At 60.5% G+C, this 18343-nt stretch carries 22 protein-coding genes; 9 read left to right on the top strand and 13 right to left on the bottom strand.

What is annotated here, in order from left to right; all coding sequences use genetic code 11:
* Nucleotides 1–275: 275 nt before the first annotated feature.
* From infA to trxB, 4 genes are all read right to left on the bottom strand, one after another.
* Nucleotides 276–494 (bottom strand): translation initiation factor IF-1, encoded by a 219-nt coding sequence (infA, locus tag LOY52_RS16230; RefSeq protein WP_002553999.1) that lies wholly within the window; start codon nt 492–494, stop codon nt 276–278.
* Nucleotides 495–606: 112 nt separating this feature from the next.
* Complete coding sequence (locus LOY52_RS16225) at nt 607–1314, bottom strand: arginyltransferase (protein ID WP_258675029.1); 708 nt, start codon at nt 1312–1314, stop codon at nt 607–609.
* A 57-nt stretch (nt 1315–1371) separates the two neighbouring features.
* Nucleotides 1372–2052, bottom strand: coding sequence for a leucyl/phenylalanyl-tRNA--protein transferase (gene aat, locus LOY52_RS16220; RefSeq protein WP_258675028.1), 681 nt, complete (start codon nt 2050–2052; stop codon nt 1372–1374).
* A 62-nt stretch (nt 2053–2114) separates the two neighbouring features.
* Nucleotides 2115–3074 carry a thioredoxin-disulfide reductase gene (gene trxB, locus LOY52_RS16215; RefSeq protein ID WP_258675026.1) on the bottom strand — a complete coding sequence of 320 codons (960 nt, stop codon included), beginning with the start codon at nt 3072–3074 and terminating at the stop codon, nt 2115–2117.
* A 308-nt stretch (nt 3075–3382) separates the two neighbouring features.
* Here trxB and LOY52_RS16210 point away from each other — a divergent pair, with 308 nt between their 5' ends.
* The 6 genes from LOY52_RS16210 to cysG all read left to right on the top strand — a co-directional run bounded on the left by LOY52_RS16210 (nt 3383) and on the right by cysG (nt 11014).
* A complete protein-coding gene (locus tag LOY52_RS16210; RefSeq protein WP_258675025.1) occupies nt 3383–5791 on the top strand; it encodes a DNA translocase FtsK in 2409 nt (802 codons plus the stop codon).
* A gap of 67 nt (nt 5792–5858) precedes the next feature.
* Complete coding sequence (lolA, locus tag LOY52_RS16205) at nt 5859–6479, top strand: outer membrane lipoprotein chaperone LolA (RefSeq protein WP_007966612.1); 621 nt, start codon at nt 5859–5861, stop codon at nt 6477–6479.
* Nucleotides 6480–6626: 147 nt separating this feature from the next.
* Complete coding sequence (locus LOY52_RS16200; protein WP_003223849.1) at nt 6627–7949, top strand: replication-associated recombination protein A; 1323 nt, start codon at nt 6627–6629, stop codon at nt 7947–7949.
* Nucleotides 7949–8323 (top strand): fluoride efflux transporter CrcB, encoded by a 375-nt coding sequence (crcB, locus tag LOY52_RS16195; RefSeq protein WP_027614675.1) that lies wholly within the window; start codon nt 7949–7951, stop codon nt 8321–8323. The genes LOY52_RS16200 and crcB overlap by 1 nt, the downstream gene beginning before the upstream one ends.
* 15 nt (nt 8324–8338) lie before the next feature.
* Nucleotides 8339–9619 (top strand): serine--tRNA ligase, encoded by a 1281-nt coding sequence (serS, locus tag LOY52_RS16190; protein ID WP_258675024.1) that lies wholly within the window; start codon nt 8339–8341, stop codon nt 9617–9619.
* Nucleotides 9620–11014 carry a siroheme synthase CysG gene (gene cysG / locus LOY52_RS16185; protein ID WP_258675023.1) on the top strand — a complete coding sequence of 465 codons (1395 nt, stop codon included), beginning with the start codon at nt 9620–9622 and terminating at the stop codon, nt 11012–11014.
* A 118-nt stretch (nt 11015–11132) separates the two neighbouring features.
* Here cysG and LOY52_RS16180 read toward each other — a convergent pair whose 3' ends face one another.
* The 8 genes from LOY52_RS16180 to LOY52_RS16145 form a co-directional block, all read right to left on the bottom strand.
* Nucleotides 11133–12134, bottom strand: coding sequence for a glutathione S-transferase family protein (locus tag LOY52_RS16180; protein WP_258675022.1), 1002 nt, complete (start codon nt 12132–12134; stop codon nt 11133–11135).
* A 91-nt stretch (nt 12135–12225) separates the two neighbouring features.
* Nucleotides 12226–13227, bottom strand: a complete 1002-nt coding sequence (locus tag LOY52_RS16175; RefSeq protein ID WP_258675021.1) for a glycosyl transferase family protein — start codon at nt 13225–13227, stop codon at nt 12226–12228.
* Nucleotides 13224–13559 carry a TusE/DsrC/DsvC family sulfur relay protein gene (locus tag LOY52_RS16170; protein WP_258675020.1) on the bottom strand — a complete coding sequence of 112 codons (336 nt, stop codon included), beginning with the start codon at nt 13557–13559 and terminating at the stop codon, nt 13224–13226. Before LOY52_RS16170 ends, LOY52_RS16175 begins: the two co-directional genes overlap by 4 nt.
* Entirely contained in the window at nt 13556–13849 is a 294-nt protein-coding gene (gene tusB, locus LOY52_RS16165; RefSeq protein ID WP_258675019.1) for a sulfurtransferase complex subunit TusB, read from the bottom strand. The genes LOY52_RS16170 and tusB overlap by 4 nt, the downstream gene beginning before the upstream one ends.
* Nucleotides 13849–14205 (bottom strand): sulfurtransferase complex subunit TusC, encoded by a 357-nt coding sequence (tusC, locus tag LOY52_RS16160; RefSeq protein WP_047295096.1) that lies wholly within the window; start codon nt 14203–14205, stop codon nt 13849–13851. The genes tusB and tusC overlap by 1 nt, the downstream gene beginning before the upstream one ends.
* A 1-nt stretch (nt 14206) precedes the next feature.
* Nucleotides 14207–14599, bottom strand: a complete 393-nt coding sequence (gene tusD / locus LOY52_RS16155) for a sulfurtransferase complex subunit TusD (protein ID WP_027614682.1) — start codon at nt 14597–14599, stop codon at nt 14207–14209.
* A gap of 219 nt (nt 14600–14818) precedes the next feature.
* Nucleotides 14819–15523, bottom strand: coding sequence for a YoaK family protein (locus tag LOY52_RS16150; protein WP_258675018.1), 705 nt, complete (start codon nt 15521–15523; stop codon nt 14819–14821).
* 25 nt (nt 15524–15548) lie between these two features.
* Nucleotides 15549–15878 (bottom strand): DUF6388 family protein, encoded by a 330-nt coding sequence (locus tag LOY52_RS16145; RefSeq protein WP_258675016.1) that lies wholly within the window; start codon nt 15876–15878, stop codon nt 15549–15551.
* A gap of 134 nt (nt 15879–16012) precedes the next feature.
* On the opposite strand from LOY52_RS16145, the gene LOY52_RS16140 reads away from it, so the two are divergent.
* Nucleotides 16013–16363 (top strand): hypothetical protein, encoded by a 351-nt coding sequence (locus LOY52_RS16140; RefSeq protein ID WP_258675014.1) that lies wholly within the window; start codon nt 16013–16015, stop codon nt 16361–16363.
* Nucleotides 16364–16465: 102 nt separating this feature from the next.
* Here the strand turns inward: LOY52_RS16140 and LOY52_RS16135 are convergent, their stop codons facing one another.
* A complete protein-coding gene (locus LOY52_RS16135) occupies nt 16466–16891 on the bottom strand; it encodes an N-acetyltransferase (RefSeq protein WP_115990172.1) in 426 nt (141 codons plus the stop codon).
* A 147-nt stretch (nt 16892–17038) separates the two neighbouring features.
* On the opposite strand from LOY52_RS16135, the gene LOY52_RS16130 reads away from it, so the two are divergent.
* Complete coding sequence (locus LOY52_RS16130; RefSeq protein WP_041074240.1) at nt 17039–17476, top strand: hemerythrin domain-containing protein; 438 nt, start codon at nt 17039–17041, stop codon at nt 17474–17476.
* Between the two features lie 222 nt (nt 17477–17698).
* Nucleotides 17699–18334, top strand: coding sequence for a lytic polysaccharide monooxygenase auxiliary activity family 9 protein (locus LOY52_RS16125; protein ID WP_258675013.1), 636 nt, complete (start codon nt 17699–17701; stop codon nt 18332–18334).
* Nucleotides 18335–18343: the final 9 nt, after the last annotated feature.

The following is an 18343-nucleotide window of genomic DNA, read 5'->3' as shown; positions in this document are numbered from 1 at the left end:
GAGGTGCAGCGAAGCAAACCGGAGGCGATGCCCCCTGATGGGCACCGTAGCGAGGGAACACTGAGCCTCAGCGAAGTGCCGTACGCCGGGGCAAAGCCTTTTGGGTTACCTTTTCGGCGTTTGGAAAAGGTGACTCGCTGTAAGAGCGAAACCATAGGAGGCCGTTACCGCGGCAACGGATATACACCCAAAACCCAGGCCCAAACCCAAACCAAACCCAAATCGCAGACAAACAAAAACGCCCGGCATAAACCGGGCGTCTTGTATTGACTTGATTAACGAGCGCGGTAAGTAATGCGCCCTTTGCTCAAGTCATAGGGCGTCAGCTCGACGCGCACTTTGTCACCGGTAAGAATACGAATGTAGTTCTTGCGCATCTTGCCGGAAATATGCGCGGTTACGACGTGCCCATTTTCCAACTCCACACGAAACATGGTGTTGGGCAGGGTGTCGACGACAGTGCCTTCCATTTCGAAGCTGTCTTCTTTCGACATGCAGTAAAGCCCTCGGTATCCAATGAATGGCCCGGTGCAACTGCGCCAGGCAAAAGCGGCGTGCATTGTGCCCGAAAAAGGGGGTTTAAGCCAAGGGGTTTACGGCTTGCGATCAGTTAAGAATCACCCAGCGCTGATTAATCAGCAATTCGATGGGGCGATACTGGGTCTTGTAGTTCATCTTTTTGCAGTTCTTGATCCAGTAACCGAGATACACCGCCTCTAGCCCCAGGCGCTGGCTTTCGGTGATTTGCCACAAGATTGCGAAACGCCCCAGGCTGCGGCGCTCTTCGTCAGGTTCGTAGAAGGTATAGACCGCCGACAAGCCGTTGGGCAGCAGATCGGTCACGGCGACGGCGAGTAACCGTTCGTCGAGACGAAATTCATAGAAGCGCGAAAAGGGCAGGTCACGTACCAGAAAGGTCGAGAACTGATCGCGGCTCGGCGGGTACATGTCGCCGTCGGCATGGCGCTGCTCGATATAGCGCTGGTACAGATCGAAATATTCTTCGCTGAAGTGCGGTTTTACCGGGCGCACCTGCAGATCGGCATTGCGTTTGAAAATGCGTTTCTGCTGGCGATTGGGGTTGAACTGCGACACCGGGATGCGCGCAGGCACGCAGGCATTGCAATTCTGGCAATGGGGCCGATACAGATGATCGCCGCTGCGACGGAAACCCATTTCCGACAGGTCTGCGTAGACGTGCACATCCATGGGCTGACTCGGGTCGAGAAACAGCGTCGTCGCCTGCTCCTCGGGCAGATAACTGCAGGAATGAGGCTGAGTGGCATAGAACTTCAAGCGCGCCAACTCGGTCATGATCAACCCTCGGGATAAGCTGGTGAATTAAGTGTAAGCCACGCGCGCAAAAGTCGCTCAGCAAACCCAAGTGGCACGACTGGGTTGATCCAGATGGCGAGTCAGATAGTCGGCGAATTCCTGGCGGGGGATCGCCCGGGCGCCGAGGCTGTGCAGATGATCGGTCGGCATCTGGCAGTCAATCAGGACGAATCCGGCGTCTTTCAAATGCTGCACCAGTGTGGCAAAGCCAAATTTGGAAGCATTGTCGGCGCGGCTGAACATCGATTCGCCGAAAAACAGCTGACCCATTGCCAAGCCATACAGGCCGCCGACCAGTTGGCCCTGATCCCAGACCTCGACCGAGTGGGCGAAGCCGCGGCGGTGCAGTTCGAGGTAGGCGTCCTGCATGGCTTCGGTGATCCACGTGCCGTCGGCGTAGTCCCGTGGCGCGGCGCAGGCACGAATGACAGCGTCGAAATCCTGATCGAAGGTCACCTGGTAGCGTTGCTTGCGCAGCAGTTTGCCGAGGCTGCGCGAGACATGCAGTTCGTCGGGAAACAGCACGGTGCGCGGGTCCGGCGACCACCAGAGGATCGGTTGACCTTCGGAAAACCACGGAAAACAGCCGTGCCGGTAAGCCTGCACCAGGCGATCGGCGGACAGATCGCCACCGGCAGCCAGCAATCCATTGGGATCGCGCATGGCCTTTTCCAGGGGCGGGAAAGTCAGGGAATTGCGTTGTAACCAAGTCAGCATGGCGTCCAGGCTTGCAGAAGGGGAGGGCGGTGCGGGCGCGAGGCCCGCACTAAAGTGTGCCGTTAAATGACAGGAATGTCGTCCAGATACTTCTCCGCGTCCAGTGCCGCCATGCAGCCGGCGCCAGCCGAGGTCACGGCCTGGCGGTAGACATGGTCGGCTACATCGCCGGCAGCGAAGACGCCGGGGATCTCGGTGGAGGTGGCGTCGCCGTCGCTGCCGCCCTTGATCAGCAGGTAGCCATCGCGCATTGGCAATTGGCCCTGAAACAGGTCGGTGTTGGGTTTGTGGCCGATGGCGATGAATACGCCGGCCAGTGTCAGTTCGCGGGTCTGCCCAGTGTGGCTGTCACGCAGGCGCGCGCCGGTCACACCGCTGGCGTCGCCCAGCACTTCGTCCAGATTCTGGTTCCAGTGCAGGCGAACGTTGCCATTGGCGGCTTTTTCGAACAGTTTGTCCTGAAGGATTTTCTCCGAGCGTAATTTGTCGCGGCGATGGATCAAATGCACCTCTTTGGCGATGTTCGACAGGTACAGCGCCTCCTCGACAGCGGTATTTCCGCCGCCCACCACGGCGACTACCTGATTGCGATAGAAGAAGCCGTCACAGGTCGCGCAGGCCGAAACCCCTTTGCCGGCGAAGACTTCTTCCGAGGGCAGGCCCAGATACTGCGCCGAAGCGCCGGTGGCGATGATCAGTGCGTCGCAGGTATAAATGCCGCTGTCGCCGATGAGCTCGAACGGGCGCTGCTGCAACTTGGCGGTGTGGATGTGGTCGTAAACGATCTCTGTGGCAAAGCGCTCGGCGTGTTTTTGCATGCGCTCCATCAGTACCGGGCCGGTCAGGCCTTCGACGTCGCCGGGCCAGTTGTCGACTTCGACGGTGGTGGTGAGCTGACCACCGGCCTGCAGCCCGGTAATCACCACCGGTTTGAGGTTGGCACGGGCGGCGTACACGGCGGCGCTGTAACCGGCAGGGCCGGAGCCGAGAATGATCAGGCGTGAATGCTTCGCTGCGTTCATCAAATACACCTCATAAGCCTTTGTCACCAAAGACAATGCATGCTCAAATTGAACCGCAGGATTTGTGGCAATGGCTATGCTCTGCTATGGGTTCTGAGGCATGGCATCAGCCGCACAAACCCGTACAATGCCGGGCTGTTACAGAATATTTGTAGAGCGCTGTGTTTATAGCTGTGTTTATAAAAGCTGCGGCACAGTGTTAAAAGTAGTCTCAGTTGCGCCGGTTCACTTTTTTACCTGCCTGGATTGGGCAGTTTTTATCGTCATTCAATAGATGGACGCGCCCCGGGCGCAGGAAAAGAAGCGTTTTGAAGAAATCCACCGCAGCACCAAAAACAGTCGTTCCGCTCTGGCGCCAGCAATTGCACTACCGGCTCAAGGAAGGTGCATTGATCGCCATCGGTGCCTTGTGCCTGTTCCTGATGATGGCCTTGCTGACCTACGGCAAGGACGATCCGGGCTGGAGCCACAACAGCAAGATCGACGACGTGCAGAACTTCGGCGGCCCGGCCGGTTCCTACAGCGCCGACATCCTGTTCATGGTGCTGGGTTACTTCGCGTACATCTTCCCGTTGCTGCTGGCGGTCAAGGCGTATCAGATCTTCCGGCAACGTCACGAGCCGTGGCAGTGGAGCGGCTGGCTGTTCTCCTGGCGTCTGATCGGTCTGGTGTTCCTGGTGCTGTCGGGCGCCGCGCTGGCACATATCCATTTCCATGCGGCCACCGGGTTGCCGGCGGGTGCGGGTGGGGCGCTGGGCGAAAGTCTCGGCGATCTGGCGCGCAACGCGCTGAATATCCAGGGCAGCACGCTGTTGTTCATTGCGCTGTTCCTGTTCGGCCTGACCGTGTTCACCGACCTGTCGTGGTTCAAGGTGATGGACGTCACCGGCAAGATCACCCTGGACCTGTTCGAATTGTTCCAGGGCGCGGTCAACCGCTGGTGGTCGGCGCGTACCGAGCGCAAGCAACTGGTTGCGCAACTGCGTGAAGTTGATGACCGCGTCCACGACGTGGTCGCGCCGACCGTCACCGACAAGCGTGAACAGGCCAAGGTCAAGGAGCGCCTGATCGAGCGTGAGCAGGCCCTGAGCAAGCACATGTCCGATCGCGAGAAGCAGGTGCCGCCGGTTATCGCCCCGGCCCCGGCCAAGGCGCCCGAACCAAGCAAGCGCGTGCAGAAAGAGAAGCAGGCGCCGTTGTTCGTCGACAGCGCTGTGGAAGGCACCTTGCCGCCGATCTCGATCCTCGATCCTGCGGAAAAGAAACAACTCAATTATTCGCCGGAATCCCTGGCTGCGGTCGGCCACTTGCTGGAGATCAAACTCAAGGAATTCGGCGTCGAAGTCACCGTGGACTCGATCCACCCGGGCCCGGTGATTACCCGTTACGAAATCCAGCCTGCCGCCGGCGTCAAAGTCAGCCGCATCGCCAACCTGGCGAAAGACCTTGCACGTTCGCTGGCCGTGACCAGTGTGCGGGTGGTCGAGGTGATTCCGGGCAAGACCACGGTCGGTATCGAGATCCCCAACGAAGACCGGCAGATCGTGCGTTTCTCCGAAGTGCTGTCGACTCCCGAGTACGACAACTTCAAATCGCCGGTCACCCTGGCCCTGGGTCACGACATTGGTGGCAAACCGGTCATCACCGACCTGGCGAAGATGCCGCACCTGCTGGTTGCCGGTACCACCGGTTCCGGTAAATCGGTGGGCGTGAACGCGATGATCCTGTCGATCCTGTTCAAATCCGGCCCGGACGACGCCAAACTGATCATGATCGACCCGAAAATGCTCGAGCTGTCGATCTATGAAGGCATTCCGCACCTGCTGTGCCCGGTCGTGACTGACATGAAGGACGCGGCCAACGCCCTGCGCTGGAGCGTTGCCGAGATGGAACGCCGCTACAAGCTGATGGCGAAGATGGGCGTGCGTAACCTGTCCGGCTTCAACGCCAAGGTCAAGGAAGCCCAGGACGCTGGCGAGCCGTTGAGCGATCCGCTGTACAAGCGCGAAAGCATTCACGACGAAGCGCCGCTGCTGCAGAAGCTGCCGACCATCGTCGTGGTGGTCGACGAATTCGCCGACATGATGATGATCGTCGGCAAGAAAGTTGAAGAACTGATCGCCCGTATCGCGCAGAAGGCGCGTGCCGCCGGTATTCACCTGATCCTCGCGACCCAGCGGCCATCGGTGGACGTGATCACCGGTCTGATCAAGGCCAACATTCCGACGCGTATGGCGTTCCAGGTATCGAGCAAGATCGACTCGCGGACCATCATCGATCAGGGTGGTGCCGAGCAACTGCTCGGTCACGGTGACATGCTCTACATGCCGCCGGGCACCAGCCTGCCGATCCGGGTTCACGGCGCGTTCGTTTCCGACGATGAAGTACACCGCGTGGTGGAAGCCTGGAAGCTGCGTGGTGCACCGGAATACAACGATGACATCCTTAATGGTGTCGAAGAGGCGGGCAGCGGTTTTGAAGGCAGCAGCGGTGGCGGCGACGGCGATGATCCGGAGACCGACGCGCTGTATGACGAAGCCGTACAGTTCGTCCTGGAAAGCCGCCGGGCGTCGATTTCCGCGGTACAGCGCAAGCTGAAGATCGGTTACAACCGCGCTGCGCGCATGATCGAAGCCATGGAAATGGCCGGGGTCGTCACCTCGATGAACACCAACGGTTCGCGTGAAGTTCTGGCCCCGGGCCCGGTTCGCGACTGACTGCAAAAGCAAAAGGCGGGACAATGATGTGCCGCCGCTCTCCCAACGAGTATTCAAGAGGACTCCCATGCGTCTTATCCGCATGCTGTTGCCAGTACTGGCGCTGACCACGTTCACGGCCCACGCCGATGACAAGGATGTGGCGCGTCTGACCCAATTGCTGGAAACATCGAAAACCCTGACCGCAAACTTCTCGCAGCTGACCCTCGACGGCAGCGGCACGCAGTTGCAGGAAACTCGCGGTGATATGGTCCTGCAGCGCCCGGGCCTGTTCTACTGGCACACCGAAGCGCCAAACGAGCAGACCATGGTCTCCGACGGCAAGAAAGTCACCCTGTGGGACCCGGACCTGGAACAAGCCACCATCAAGAAGCTCGACGAGCGTCTGACCCAGACCCCGGCGCTGCTGCTGTCCGGTGACGTGTCGAAGATCAGCCAGAGCTTTGAGATCAGCGCGAAAGAGGCGGGCGGCGTGATCGACTTCACTCTCAAGCCGAAGACCAAGGACACCCTGTTCGACAGCCTGCGCCTGTCGTTCCGCAACGGCCTGGTCAATGACATGCAACTGATCGACAGCGTTGGTCAGCGCACCAACATCCTGTTCACCGGGGTCAAAGCCAACGAAGCGGTGTCGGCGTCGAAGTTCAAGTTCGACATCCCGAAGGGTGCTGACGTCATCCAGGAATAAACCCAAAACCCTGTGGGAGCGAGCCTGCTCGCGAATGCAATGGTTCACACAACATTGACGGTGACTGGTGCACCGCATTCGCGAGCAGGCTCGCTCCCACAAGGGCAAGTGATCGACCTGATCAAATAGAGGTTTCAACGCTACGTGATGGATCTGTTTCGCAGTGCACCGATTGCCCAGCCACTGGCCGCGCGTTTGCGTGCGACCAATCTGGATGAGTACGTCGGTCAGGAGCACGTGCTCGCTCGCGGCAAGCCTCTGCGTGAGGCGCTGGAGCAGGGTGCCCTGCATTCGATGATCTTCTGGGGGCCGCCGGGCGTGGGCAAGACCACCCTGGCGCGGCTGCTCGCGGAGGTCTCGGATGCGCACTTCGAAACGGTCTCGGCGGTACTCGCCGGGGTCAAGGAGATCCGTCAGGCCGTTGAAATCGCCAAACAGCAGGCCGGCCAGTACGGCAAGCGCACGATCCTGTTCGTCGATGAAGTGCACCGCTTCAACAAATCGCAGCAGGATGCGTTCCTGCCGTACGTCGAGGACGGCACGCTGATTTTCATCGGCGCCACCACCGAAAACCCTTCGTTTGAATTGAACAACGCGCTGTTGTCGCGGGCCCGCGTCTATGTGCTGAAAAGCCTCGACGAGACGGCGCTGCGCAAACTGGTGCATCGCGCGCTTACCGAGGAACGCGGGTTGGGCAAGCGCAACCTGACCCTCAGCGATGAAGGCTTCCAGATGCTGTTGTCGGCCGCCGATGGCGATGGCCGGCGCCTGCTCAATCTGCTGGAGAACGCCTCGGATCTGGCCGAAGACAACAGCGAGATGGGCACCGAGTTGCTGCAAAGCCTGCTCGGCGATACCCGACGGCGCTTCGACAAGGGCGGCGAAGCGTTCTACGACCAGATCTCCGCGCTGCACAAATCGGTACGCGGTTCCAACCCCGATGGCGCGCTGTACTGGTTTGCTCGGATGATCGATGGCGGCTGCGATCCGTTGTACCTGGCGCGGCGCGTGGTGCGCATGGCCAGCGAAGACATTGGCAACGCCGACCCGCGCGCCCTGAGCCTGTGCCTGGCGGCGTGGGAAGTGCAGGAGCGCCTTGGCAGCCCCGAAGGCGAGCTGGCGGTGGCCCAGGCCATCACTTATCTCGCCTGTGCGCCGAAAAGCAACGCGGTGTACATGGGCTTCAAGACCGCGCTGCGCGCCGCTGCCGAGTATGGTTCGCTGGAAGTGCCGCTGCACTTGCGCAATGCGCCGACCAAGCTGATGAAGCAACTGGGCTATGGCGACGAATACCGTTACGCCCACGACGAACCGGACGCTTATGCCGCCGGCGAAGATTATTTCCCGGAAGAGCTTGAGCCGATTCCGTTCTATCAACCGGTGCCTCGTGGCCTGGAATTGAAGATCGGCGAGAAGCTCAACCACCTCGCCCAGCTCGACCGTTTAAGCCCAAGACAGCGGAGGAAATAGTGCTTCCATTGATCGTTGCGGTCTCCGTCGGCGGGATTGCCGGCACGCTGTTGCGCTTCGCCACCGGCAATTGGGTCAACGCCAATTGGCCGCGGCACTTCTATACCGCGACGCTGGCCGTTAATATCGTGGGCTGTCTGCTGATTGGCGTGTTGTACGGCCTGTTTTTGATACGCCCGGAGGTGCCGATCGAGGTGCGCGCCGGGTTGATGGTCGGCTTCCTCGGGGGGCTGACGACTTTTTCATCCTTTTCACTGGATACGGTGCGCTTGCTGGAAAGCGGGCAAGTGCCGCTGGCCTTGGGCTATGCGGCGATCAGCGTATTCGGCGGGCTGCTCGCGACGTGGGCCGGCCTGTCCCTGACCAAACTTTGATAACGAGAAACCGACATGCTCGATTCCAAACTGTTACGTAGCAACCTTCAGGACGTAGCGGACCGCCTGGCTTCCCGTGGCTTTGCCCTGGATGTTGCGCGCATCGAAGCGCTGGAAGAACAGCGCAAGACCGTCCAGACCCGCACCGAAGCACTGCAGGCTGAGCGTAACGCGCGTTCCAAATCCATCGGTCAGGCCAAGCAGCGCGGCGAAGACATCGCGCCGCTGATGGCGGATGTCGAGCGCATGGCGGGCGAGCTGAGTGCCGGTAAAGTCGAGCTGGACGCGATCCAGACCGAGCTGGACTCGATCCTGCTGGGTATCCCCAACCTGCCGCACGAATCGGTACCGGTCGGCAAAGACGAAGACGACAACGTCGAAGTGCGCCGCTGGGGCACGCCGACGCAGTTCGATTTCGAAGTGAAAGACCACGTTGCACTGGGCGAGAAGTTCGGCTGGCTGGACTTTGAAACCGCGGCCAAGCTGTCCGGCGCCCGTTTCGCTCTGCTGCGCGGCCCGATCGCCCGTCTGCACCGCGCCCTGGCGCAGTTCATGATCAACCTGCACGTCAACGAGCACGGCTACGAAGAGGCCTACACGCCTTACCTGGTTCAGGCCCCGGCGCTGCAAGGCACCGGCCAGTTGCCGAAGTTCGAAGAAGACCTGTTCAAGATCGCTCGCGAAGGCGAAGCCGATTTGTACCTGATCCCGACTGCCGAAGTGTCGCTGACCAACATCGTCGCCGGTGAAATTGTCGACTCGAAACAACTGCCGATCAAGTTCGTCGCCCACACTCCGTGCTTCCGCAGCGAAGCCGGTGCGTCGGGTCGCGACACCCGCGGCATGATCCGCCAGCACCAGTTCGACAAGGTTGAAATGGTCCAGATCGTCGAGCCGTCGACTTCGATGGAGGCGCTGGAAGGCCTGACCGCCAACGCCGAAAAAGTCCTGCAACTGCTGGGTCTGCCTTACCGCACCCTGGCGCTGTGCACCGGCGACATGGGCTTCAGCGCCGTGAAGACCTACGACCTCGAAGTGTGGATTCCGAGCCAGGACAAGTACCGCGAAATTTCCTCGTGCTCCAACTGCGGCGACTTCCAGGCTCGCCGTATGCAGGCGCGTTTCCGCAACCCGGAAACCGGTAAGCCTGAGCTGGTGCACACCCTCAACGGTTCCGGCCTGGCGGTCGGTCGTACCTTGGTTGCCGTGCTGGAAAACTACCAGCAGGCCGACGGTTCGATCCGCGTGCCGGACGTACTGAAGCCGTACATGGGTGGCCTTGAGGTCATCGGCTAAATGAAATATCTGCCGCTGTTTCACAACCTGCGCGGCAGTCGTGTGTTGGTGGTCGGTGGGGGGGAAATTGCCTTGCGCAAATCCCGCCTGCTGGCCGATGCCGGTGCGCTGCTGCGGGTGGTCGCACCTGAAATCGAAGCGCAATTGCGCGAACTGGTCAGCGCCAGCGGTGGCGAATGTCTGCTGCGTGGTTACCTGGAAGCGGATCTGGACGGTTGCGTGCTGATCATTGCCGCCACCGACGATGAAACGCTGAATGCGCAGGTCTCCAGCGATGCGCATCGGCGTTGCGTGCCGGTCAACGTGGTCGACGCGCCGCAGCTGTGCAGCGTGATCTTCCCGGCGATCGTCGATCGCTCGCCACTGATCATCGCGGTGTCCAGCGGCGGCGATGCGCCAGTGCTGGCGCGGCTGATTCGCGCCAAGATCGAAACCTGGATTCCCTCCACCTATGGCCAACTGGCCGGCCTTGCCGCGCGTTTCCGCAATCAGGTAAAAAACCTGTTTCCGGATGTGCAGCAGCGTCGTGGTTTCTGGGAAGACGTGTTTCAAGGCCCGATTGCCGACCGGCAACTGGCCGGGCAGGGTACTGAAGCCGAGCGGCTGTTGCAGGCCAAGATCGATGGCGAAGCGACCGTTACCACCGGTGAGGTGTATCTGGTGGGGGCAGGGCCGGGTGATCCGGATCTGCTGACTTTCCGCGCCTTGCGTCTGATGCAGCAAGCCGACGTGGTGCTGTACGACCGTTTGGTCGCTCCGGCGATTCTTGAGCTGTGCCGTCGCGATGCCGAGCGTGTCTACGTCGGCAAGCGTCGCTCTGATCACGCTGTGCCGCAGGATCAGATCAACCAGCAACTGGTGGATCTGGCCAAGGCCGGCAAACGCGTGGTGCGCTTGAAGGGCGGCGACCCGTTCATCTTCGGTCGCGGCGGTGAAGAGATCGAAGAGCTGGCGGCCCACGGGATTCCGTTCCAGGTGGTGCCGGGGATCACGGCGGCCAGCGGTTGCGCGGCGTATGCCGGGATTCCGCTGACCCATCGCGATTATGCGCAGTCGGTGCGCTTCGTCACCGGTCACCTGAAGGACGGTTCCACCGATCTGCCGTGGGCCGACCTCGTCGCCCCGGCGCAGACGCTGGTGTTCTACATGGGCCTGGTGGGCTTGCCGGTGATCTGCGAGCAATTGATCAAGCACGGTCGCTCGGCCGATACCCCGGCGGCGTTGATCCAGCAGGGCACCACGGTCAATCAGCGGGTCTTTACTGGCACGCTGGCCGACCTGCCACGTCTGGTAGCGGAGCATGAAGTGCATGCGCCGACGCTGGTGATCGTGGGGGAAGTGGTGCAGCTGCGCGAGAAACTGGCGTGGTTCGAAGGGGCTCAGGCGCAGGTCTGAATCCAAACAAAAAGATCGCAGCCTGCGGCAGCTCCTACATGTGAATGCGTTCCCTGTAGGAGCTGCCGCAGGCTGCGATCTTTTGCTTTTGCTTTTGCTTTTGCTTTTGCTTTTGCTGTTAGCCCTTCAACCAAACCCCTTTGCCGTTCAGCCGTGCCCGATCATGCGCCACACTGAAATCTTGCGCCGGCCCCTTCGGTACAATCCCCGTCGGATTAATGGTCTTGTGGCTACCGTAGTAGTGATGCTTGATGTGCTGAAAATCCACCGTCTCGCCAATCCCCGGCCACTGATACAACTCACGCAGCCAGTTCGACAGGTTCGGATAATCGGCAATTCTCCGCAAATTACACTTGAAGTGCCCGTGGTACACCGCATCGAAACGAATCAGCGTGGTGAACAAACGCACGTCTGCTTCAGTCAGGTATTCGCCCGTCAGATAGCGGTTGGCGCCCAGTACTCGCTCCAGATGATCCAGCTCGGCAAACACTTCATCGAACGCCTCTTCATAGGCGTGTTGCGAGGTGGCGAACCCGGCGCGATACACGCCGTTGTTCACCGCCGGATAGATCCGTTCGTTCAGTGCATCGATCTCGCCGTGTAATGGCGCTGGGTAGAAGTCCAGTTCGTTACCGGTCAGGCCATCGAAGGCGCTGTTGAACATACGGATGATTTCCGCCGATTCATTGCTGACGATGCGCTTGAGCTTTTTGTCCCAGAGTACCGGCACAGTGACGCGGCCGGTGTAGTCCGGCGTGTCGGCGGTGTAGCGCTGGTGCATGAAGTCGAAGTGGTCGAGCTTGTCGCCGGTCGAGCCAAGCGCCTTGTCGAAGGTCCAGCCGTTTTCCAGCATCAGCCAGCTGACCACGGACACGTCGATCAGGTTTTCCAGGCCTTTGAGCTTGCGCAGGATCAGCGTGCGGTGTGCCCACGGGCAGGCGAGGGACACATACAGGTGATAGCGCCCGGCTTCGGCGGCGAAACCGCCTTCACCGCTCGGCCCGGGCTGGCCGTCAGTGGTGACCCAATTGCGCCGTTGCGCCTGTTCGCGCTGGAACGCGCCGTCTTTGCTGCTTTCGTACCACTTGTCCTGCCAGTGGCCATCGACGAGTAAACCCATGATCAAGACTCCTGATTCCAATAAGCGTTGGAGCCGAGTCTATTCCGATGAGTTCGAACAAAAAGCGCAAAGATCGGGCGCCTATGATCGGTTAAATCGATTTGTCGCGCGCCGCCCAGTATTGCTCGGCGGTTGCGAACGCTTGCTCGCGGCTTTGCCCGAGGCCACGCAGGGCCAAGGCCATGGTCGAGATCAGGGCCATTTGCGGATAGCTGTCGGCCACCTCGCCGCGCCACACAGCCTTGAGATGTTCGACGTCCAGCGAGGCCGGTTTGACGTGGCGCTGACTGGACAGTTGCGGCCATTCCTCGTCCCAGCTCTCCCCACCGCGTGTGCCATAGAGATGGCTGTCGGCATCCGGGTTGATCTCGATCTCGCCGCCGTCGCCCTTGACCACGATCGCCGTGTCGCCGAGCAAACCGCTGGCCTCGCGATGCACCGCTTGATAGCCCGGGTGGAAAATACTTTGCAGACCACAACGGGCGCGCAGTGGATTGAGGATGCGTGCCAGCGAGTGAATCGGCGAGCGCAGGCCCATGGTGTTGCGCAGGTCGATCATCTTCTGCAACTGCGGCGCCCAGTCGATCAGCGGCATGAACGCCAGACCGCCTTGGTCCAGCGCGCTGCCGACCTGCTGCCAGGTTCGGCACAGCGGGATGTTCAGCTCGCCAAGCAATTGTTCGGTGTACAGGCGTCCGGCGGTATGCGCGCCGCCGCCGTGCATGAAAATCCGCACGCCGTTTTGCGCCAGGCACTTGGCCGACAGCAGGTACCACGGCAGATGGCGTTTCTTGCCGGCGTAGGTCGGCCAGTCCAGATCGACGTTCAGCACCGGTGCCTGCAAGCGCTCGCGCAAGGCTTCGGTGAAGCCGGCCATTTCCTCGGCGCTTTCTTCCTTGTGCCGCAGCAGCATCAGAAAGGCCCCGAGTTGGGTGTCTTCGACTTTGTCATCGAGCACCATGCCCATGGCTTCCCGCGCTTCTTCACGGGTCAGGTCGCGGGCGCCGCGTTTGCCTTTGCCGAGGATCCGCACGAATTGTGCGAACGGGTGCTCGGCGGGCGTTTCGAGGGTCAGCGCTGGAAAGTCGGTCATAAGCAATTCGTCGGTTTGGGCAGGCCCGCCAGTTTCGCGGCGAGTTTGGCAGGGGTGCCTTTGAACAGTCGGTTCAGGTGCAGGCTGTTGCCTTTGTCCGGGCCGAGTTTGAGTGCGGTGTACTTGATCAGCGGGCGAGTAGCCGGCGACAGCTGGAATTCTGCATAGAAGCTGCGCAGCAGTTCGAGGACTTCCCAGTGTTCGGGAGTCAGTTCGATGTCTTCAGCGGCGGCGAGGGCGCCGGCAACGTCATGGGACCAGTCGTCGAGGTCGACCAGAAAGCCGTCCTTGTCCAGTTCGATGGCGCGGGCGCCGACAGTCATCGAGTTCATAGCCAACTGTTGACCTTGTCGTGGTGGATCGACAGTTCGACGAACGCCGGATAGTCGATGGCCTCGGCCCAGTCGGGAGCAACGATGGCACGGGCCTGCAGGTCTTCGGCGAGGGCGAACAGCTTGACCCGGCGCTCGTTCAACGTGTTGAACTGCGCGGTGCCAGATTGCAGCGCGTAAACGGCATCGCCGGATAGCAGCAAGGCGTCGGCAGCGCCAATCACGCGCAGGCAACTGCTCAGGCGATCATCGCCGAAGGGGGAATGAGACAACACATGCAAAGTCGACATCAGAGGGTGATCACCTGGTCGTAACGGTCAATAAGGGCGGTGATTTCGCTGGCGCCGAGCGGCTGTGCTTCGTCCAGCGACAGCGTGCTCAGGCCACGGGCGCTGGCGCTGTCGGTGCAGTAGAACAGTTCTTCTACACCGAACATCGGCAGCGCCTGCAGATTGGCGCTGAGATCTTTCTGTTGCAGGGCCTTGGCGTTCTGCCCGGCGGCCAGTTGCAACACGCCATCGTCGAGAAACAGCAGGCCGATCGGCAGATCGAACGCGCCGCCGGCCAGGACGATGTCCAGCGCTTCGCGGGCGCCGGGGCCGGACCATGGCGACTGGCGGCTGATGATCAACAGGGATTTGGCCATCTCACGCACCTCCGAAACAGATCAGTCGATCGGCGTCCTGCACCGCGTCGTGCAACTGGCCGAGGCCGGACAATTCCCACGGCGCGCTGACCGCGACGGCATCACGCTGGTAGCGTTTGGCTTCTTCGTCATTCAGCACGCCACGGCGCAGAGCGGCGGCGATACACACCACACCGTCCAGTTGCTGTTCGCTGATGAACGCGCGCCACTGTTTGGGCAGGTCCAGCTCGTCCTGCGGGGTGACCACCGCGTCGGAGGCGTTGTAGACGCCGTCCTGATAAAAAAACAGCCGGACAATCTCATGCCCGCCGGCCAGCGCAGCCTGCGCAAACAGCAGGGCACGGCGCGAGGAGGGCGCATGGGCGGCGGAAAACAGCGCGATGGCGAACTTCATGACGAACTCGATCAGCAAAACTGCGGCCATGATAAAGCTTTATCGAGGCTGCCGCGAAACCCAAGTTGCACACACCGATTTCTGCTGCTATCGGTCATGCTGCGAATCCATGTAGGAGCTGCGGCACGCTGCGATCTCTTGATCTTTACAAGCAAGATCAAGAGATCGCAGCCTCGTTTCACTCGACAGCTCCTACAGGGGATTTGACTGAGGTTTCGATCAACGGGGCATATAGCCGAGTTGCCAGCGCCGCGGAATGCTCAAGGACAGCACGCCCAGCGCCGCCGCCAGCAAGCCGCTGGCGAACAATGCGCGAAGCCCGAAATGCTGTTCCAGCACCGCGCCGAGAATCGCGCCAATGAACATCCCGCTCCACGGCACCAGTTGCACCCGCCAGCCGTTACGGCGTTCGCCGAGCATCCAGCGCCCCAGTCCACGGCCGAACCGCGACAGCGCTCCGGTCACGTAAGTCAGGCCCACCGGCAGACCGTTCACTTCCTCGACCGCCGCGTTGAGCATGCCCATCGCGATGATCGCCGCCAGCAGCGCCGGCAGTTGCGTGTCATACGGCCAGGCCGCCGCCAGGCAGAGCAGAGTGGCGATGCACAGCAACAAGGGCAGCGTGCGTCGGCCGCCGAGGCGCCCGATCACGATCCCCAAGGCATTACCGATCACGAAGGTGACGACGAGGATGATCAGGCGCAAGGTCAGTCCGAGGTCGCCGTCACTGATCGCCACTGCCAGCCGCGTGGTGTTGCCGCTCATGAACGAAACGAAATCGCCGCTGGCCATGAAGCCGATCGCGTCGGTCATGCCCGCCAGCACTGACAGGCTGGCCACCAGCGCCAGACCGATGCGGCCACGCCATTTCTGCCGGTGCAGATGCCCGGAGGTGGCGCGGTGAGTCGAAGTGGACGGCAGCATCGGCGACGATATCCTTCAGCGGCGTTTACGGTTCCAGCCCATACAGATCGCAGTAATCCTTCCAGCTCATGTGGGCCATTTCCGCTACCTCGCGATGCACCTCCATGCGCTGGGCCTGATAGTCCTCGGGCGTTGCCGCCGTCAGCAGCAAGGTCAACTCCCAGGCGAACAGCCCCTGATTTTCCGCCTCGGCCTCGAAGGCTTCGTGCAGGCGTTCTTCACGATACTGCGCCGGGGTTTCGCCTTTGGCCTGGGCCAGCAGAGGATTGAGATGATCGAGGGATTCGCGCAGTTCGGGGCGCGCGTCGAGAAACAGTTTCAGGGCTTGTTCATGTCGCTGGTCGGTGGGCGCCATGTGTGTTCCTTGTGAGGCTGATGACCCTAGGGTGCCGGAGCGGCTGCCGCATGTCGCGCTATAAATGCAGTAAAGCAGAACGATTTTGCCTGTTGCGGTGATACAGTCCGCTTTTTTCTGAATGAGCGAATGCAATGCGAATTCTGATGGTAGTGCTGGCCGCGACGGTGTTGGCTGGCTGCGCGGGTTCGGTGATGGACGATTCTCGCACCAAAGCCCCGTACAAGGTTCTGACCTCGGACAAGCCGGAGAAAGTTGTCGCTCAGTGCGTACAGTTCGGCTGGCAGGACGAAGCAGTGTTTGGCGTGGACGCCGGCGCGTATCTGCAACCGGGCAAGAAGGGCGGCTCGACGGTGTACACCCGTTCCGCAGAGTCGTTTGTCGACGTGACCAGCGATGCTTCGGGAACCGTGCTCAACTACTACGCGCAGAAGGATGATTTTGTCGCCAAGCGCCGATTGGCGGCGTTGGCGACCTGTCTCTGATCATGCGTTGAGGCGGCTGCCGTCTTCGCGAGCAGGCTCGCTCCCACTTTTGATATGCATTCCATTGTGGGAGCGAGCCTGCGCGCGAAGGGCCCTTGAGGTTCAACCCTTCAAGCGCTTCTGGAAATAATGCCGGCTATGCCCCGGCGGGTAATCAACGATCTCGCCAAACTGGCTGAATCCCAGCTTCTTGTAGAACGCTGGCGCCTGAAAATCGAAGGTGTCCAGCCAGATGCCCAGGCAGTTCTTCTCCTTGGCCAGATTTTCCGCCATGGCCATCAGTTCCGAGCCGATGCGTTGCCCGCGACCCTGTTCCGGGACGCACAGCAACTCGATGTACATCCACTGGAAGATCACCCGGCCGTACAAACCGCCGAGAATCGCGTCGTGTTCATCGCGTACCAGCAGGGCGAAAGGTTCAGATGTGGAACCACCGGTCCGGGCGTCGTTATACGCAATCAAAGGCTCGAGAATGGCTTTGCGCTGTTCTTCCGTAGGGTTCTGCGACAGCTCGATTCGCAACGTCATGTGCAACTTCCTTGTGAGATGAACCGCCAGCCTATCCTGCGCGGGGAGCGTCTTCCAAGTCCTTCCTCATCCCTTCGGAACCGCCGCTGTCGCGCCGGGGTCTAGCTTTTACAGCGTCATTCCGAACGCGGTTGATGAGGATCCCCCATGAATATTTTCGAAGCCCTTCGCGAAAGCCACGACCGCCAGCGCAATTACGCCAAAGCCCTGGTTGAAACCAGCGGCGACACCCCGGAGCGGGTTGAGGCCTACAAACAGCTGAAAGCCGAGCTGCAGGCCCACGAAACCGCTGAAGAGCGCCACTTCTACATCCCGCTGATGGAGTTCGACAATGGTGTCGACCTCAGTCGCCATGCCATCTCCGAGCACCATGAAATGGACGAGATGATGGAAGAACTGGACGAAACCGAGATGTCCAGCCCGGCGTGGCTGGCAACGGCGAAGAAGCTCTCGGACAAGGTCCATCACCATCTCAAGGAAGAAGAGCAGAAGTTCTTCCAGATGGCCGGCAAGTTGCTCGACGACAAGCAAAAGGAACAGCTCGCCGGTCAGTACGAAAAGGAGTACCAGGCACAACTGGAGTGAGGGGTGATTGCAGGTTTTTGCTGTGCCGGCGTGTAGGCCTTTAGCCATGCGTCAGGTGGGCGTTGTCGCAATAGGCTGTATATGCATCCAGTATTTTCGGCGTTTTCAACTCGAGACGCCGATTGCCTGCGACAAAACCGCCGATGGACAAAAAAACCACCTCCGTTAGCTTGAAGGCCTCTCCTCGGACAGGAGAGTTCTTAAATCAACGGAGTGAAAAACATGAACCAACCACAAGCTCAAACCCAACTGCGACACGGTCGCGTCACCTCCCCAGCCAGCCGCGGTGCGGTAGCCATCGAGCAAGGATTGCTCGGTGCCTGGCAGGTCAACGAAATGGAAGGCGGCAAGAACTTCCCCGCTTTGACGGCGGGCGCCTTCCCGGCGCCATATCAGACCGACTCTGACAGTGTCACGCCGCCAGCCGACGGCTACATTCTCAGCGGTGGCAAGACCGATGCCCGTGACTGCGTGAACTTCACCGACGAGGAAATGAGCAAAAAGCTCAACCGTCCATTCAACTGGCCACTGCTCAGTGTCACCCCGGGTCAGACGCTGGAAGTGAAGTGGGAATACACCGCGCCACACACCACCCGCGGCTACCGCTGGCTGATCACCAAGGATGGCTGGGATCCGAAGCAACGTATTTCCCGTGCGCAGCTCGAAGCGCAGCCTTTCGCCGAAGACTTCTACACTCAGGTGCCGTATTACAGCTATCCGGGGGAATTGAAGGCCAAGGTCAATCATTCGGTGAAATTGCCGGCCAACAAAAAGGGCCGTCACGTCATCGTGTTGATGTGGATCGTTGCCAACACCGGCAACGCGTTCTATCAGGCGTTCGACGTCGACTTCAAATAACGGCGTTTC

This window comes from Pseudomonas sp. B21-051 (assembly GCF_024748795.1).
GTDB classification, from domain to species: domain Bacteria; phylum Pseudomonadota; class Gammaproteobacteria; order Pseudomonadales; family Pseudomonadaceae; genus Aquipseudomonas; species Aquipseudomonas putida_A.
This window is presented reverse-complemented; position numbering and strand designations above follow the sequence as displayed.

Bases quoted from the DNA above. Each gene is read 5' to 3' on its own strand.
- cysG (WP_258675023.1), top strand. From the start codon at position 9,620: ATGAAATATCTGCCGCTGTTTCACAACCTGCGCGGCAGTCGTGTGTTG.
- aat (WP_258675028.1), bottom strand. From the start codon at position 2,052: ATGCTGACTTGGTTACAACGCAATTCCCTGACTTTCCCGCCCCTGGAA.
- trxB (WP_258675026.1), bottom strand. From the start codon at position 3,074: ATGAACGCAGCGAAGCATTCACGCCTGATCATTCTCGGCTCCGGCCCT.
- LOY52_RS16170 (WP_258675020.1), bottom strand. From the start codon at position 13,559: ATGAACTCGATGACTGTCGGCGCCCGCGCCATCGAACTGGACAAGGAC.
- LOY52_RS16225 (WP_258675029.1), bottom strand. From the start codon at position 1,314: ATGACCGAGTTGGCGCGCTTGAAGTTCTATGCCACTCAGCCTCATTCC.
- LOY52_RS16175 (WP_258675021.1), bottom strand. From the start codon at position 13,227: ATGACCGACTTTCCAGCGCTGACCCTCGAAACGCCCGCCGAGCACCCG.
- tusC (WP_047295096.1), bottom strand. From the start codon at position 14,205: ATGGCCAAATCCCTGTTGATCATCAGCCGCCAGTCGCCATGGTCCGGC.
- tusD (WP_027614682.1), bottom strand. From the start codon at position 14,599: ATGAAGTTCGCCATCGCGCTGTTTTCCGCCGCCCATGCGCCCTCCTCG.
- LOY52_RS16135 (WP_115990172.1), bottom strand. From the start codon at position 16,891: ATGACGTTGCGAATCGAGCTGTCGCAGAACCCTACGGAAGAACAGCGC.
- tusB (WP_258675019.1), bottom strand. From the start codon at position 13,849: ATGTCGACTTTGCATGTGTTGTCTCATTCCCCCTTCGGCGATGATCGC.
- lolA (WP_007966612.1), top strand. From the start codon at position 5,859: ATGCGTCTTATCCGCATGCTGTTGCCAGTACTGGCGCTGACCACGTTC.
- LOY52_RS16150 (WP_258675018.1), bottom strand. From the start codon at position 15,523: ATGCTGCCGTCCACTTCGACTCACCGCGCCACCTCCGGGCATCTGCAC.
- serS (WP_258675024.1), top strand. From the start codon at position 8,339: ATGCTCGATTCCAAACTGTTACGTAGCAACCTTCAGGACGTAGCGGAC.
- LOY52_RS16130 (WP_041074240.1), top strand. From the start codon at position 17,039: ATGAATATTTTCGAAGCCCTTCGCGAAAGCCACGACCGCCAGCGCAAT.
- LOY52_RS16145 (WP_258675016.1), bottom strand. From the start codon at position 15,878: ATGGCGCCCACCGACCAGCGACATGAACAAGCCCTGAAACTGTTTCTC.
- LOY52_RS16180 (WP_258675022.1), bottom strand. From the start codon at position 12,134: ATGGGTTTACTCGTCGATGGCCACTGGCAGGACAAGTGGTACGAAAGC.
- infA (WP_002553999.1), bottom strand. From the start codon at position 494: ATGTCGAAAGAAGACAGCTTCGAAATGGAAGGCACTGTCGTCGACACC.
- LOY52_RS16200 (WP_003223849.1), top strand. From the start codon at position 6,627: ATGGATCTGTTTCGCAGTGCACCGATTGCCCAGCCACTGGCCGCGCGT.
- LOY52_RS16125 (WP_258675013.1), top strand. From the start codon at position 17,699: ATGAACCAACCACAAGCTCAAACCCAACTGCGACACGGTCGCGTCACC.
- LOY52_RS16140 (WP_258675014.1), top strand. From the start codon at position 16,013: ATGCGAATTCTGATGGTAGTGCTGGCCGCGACGGTGTTGGCTGGCTGC.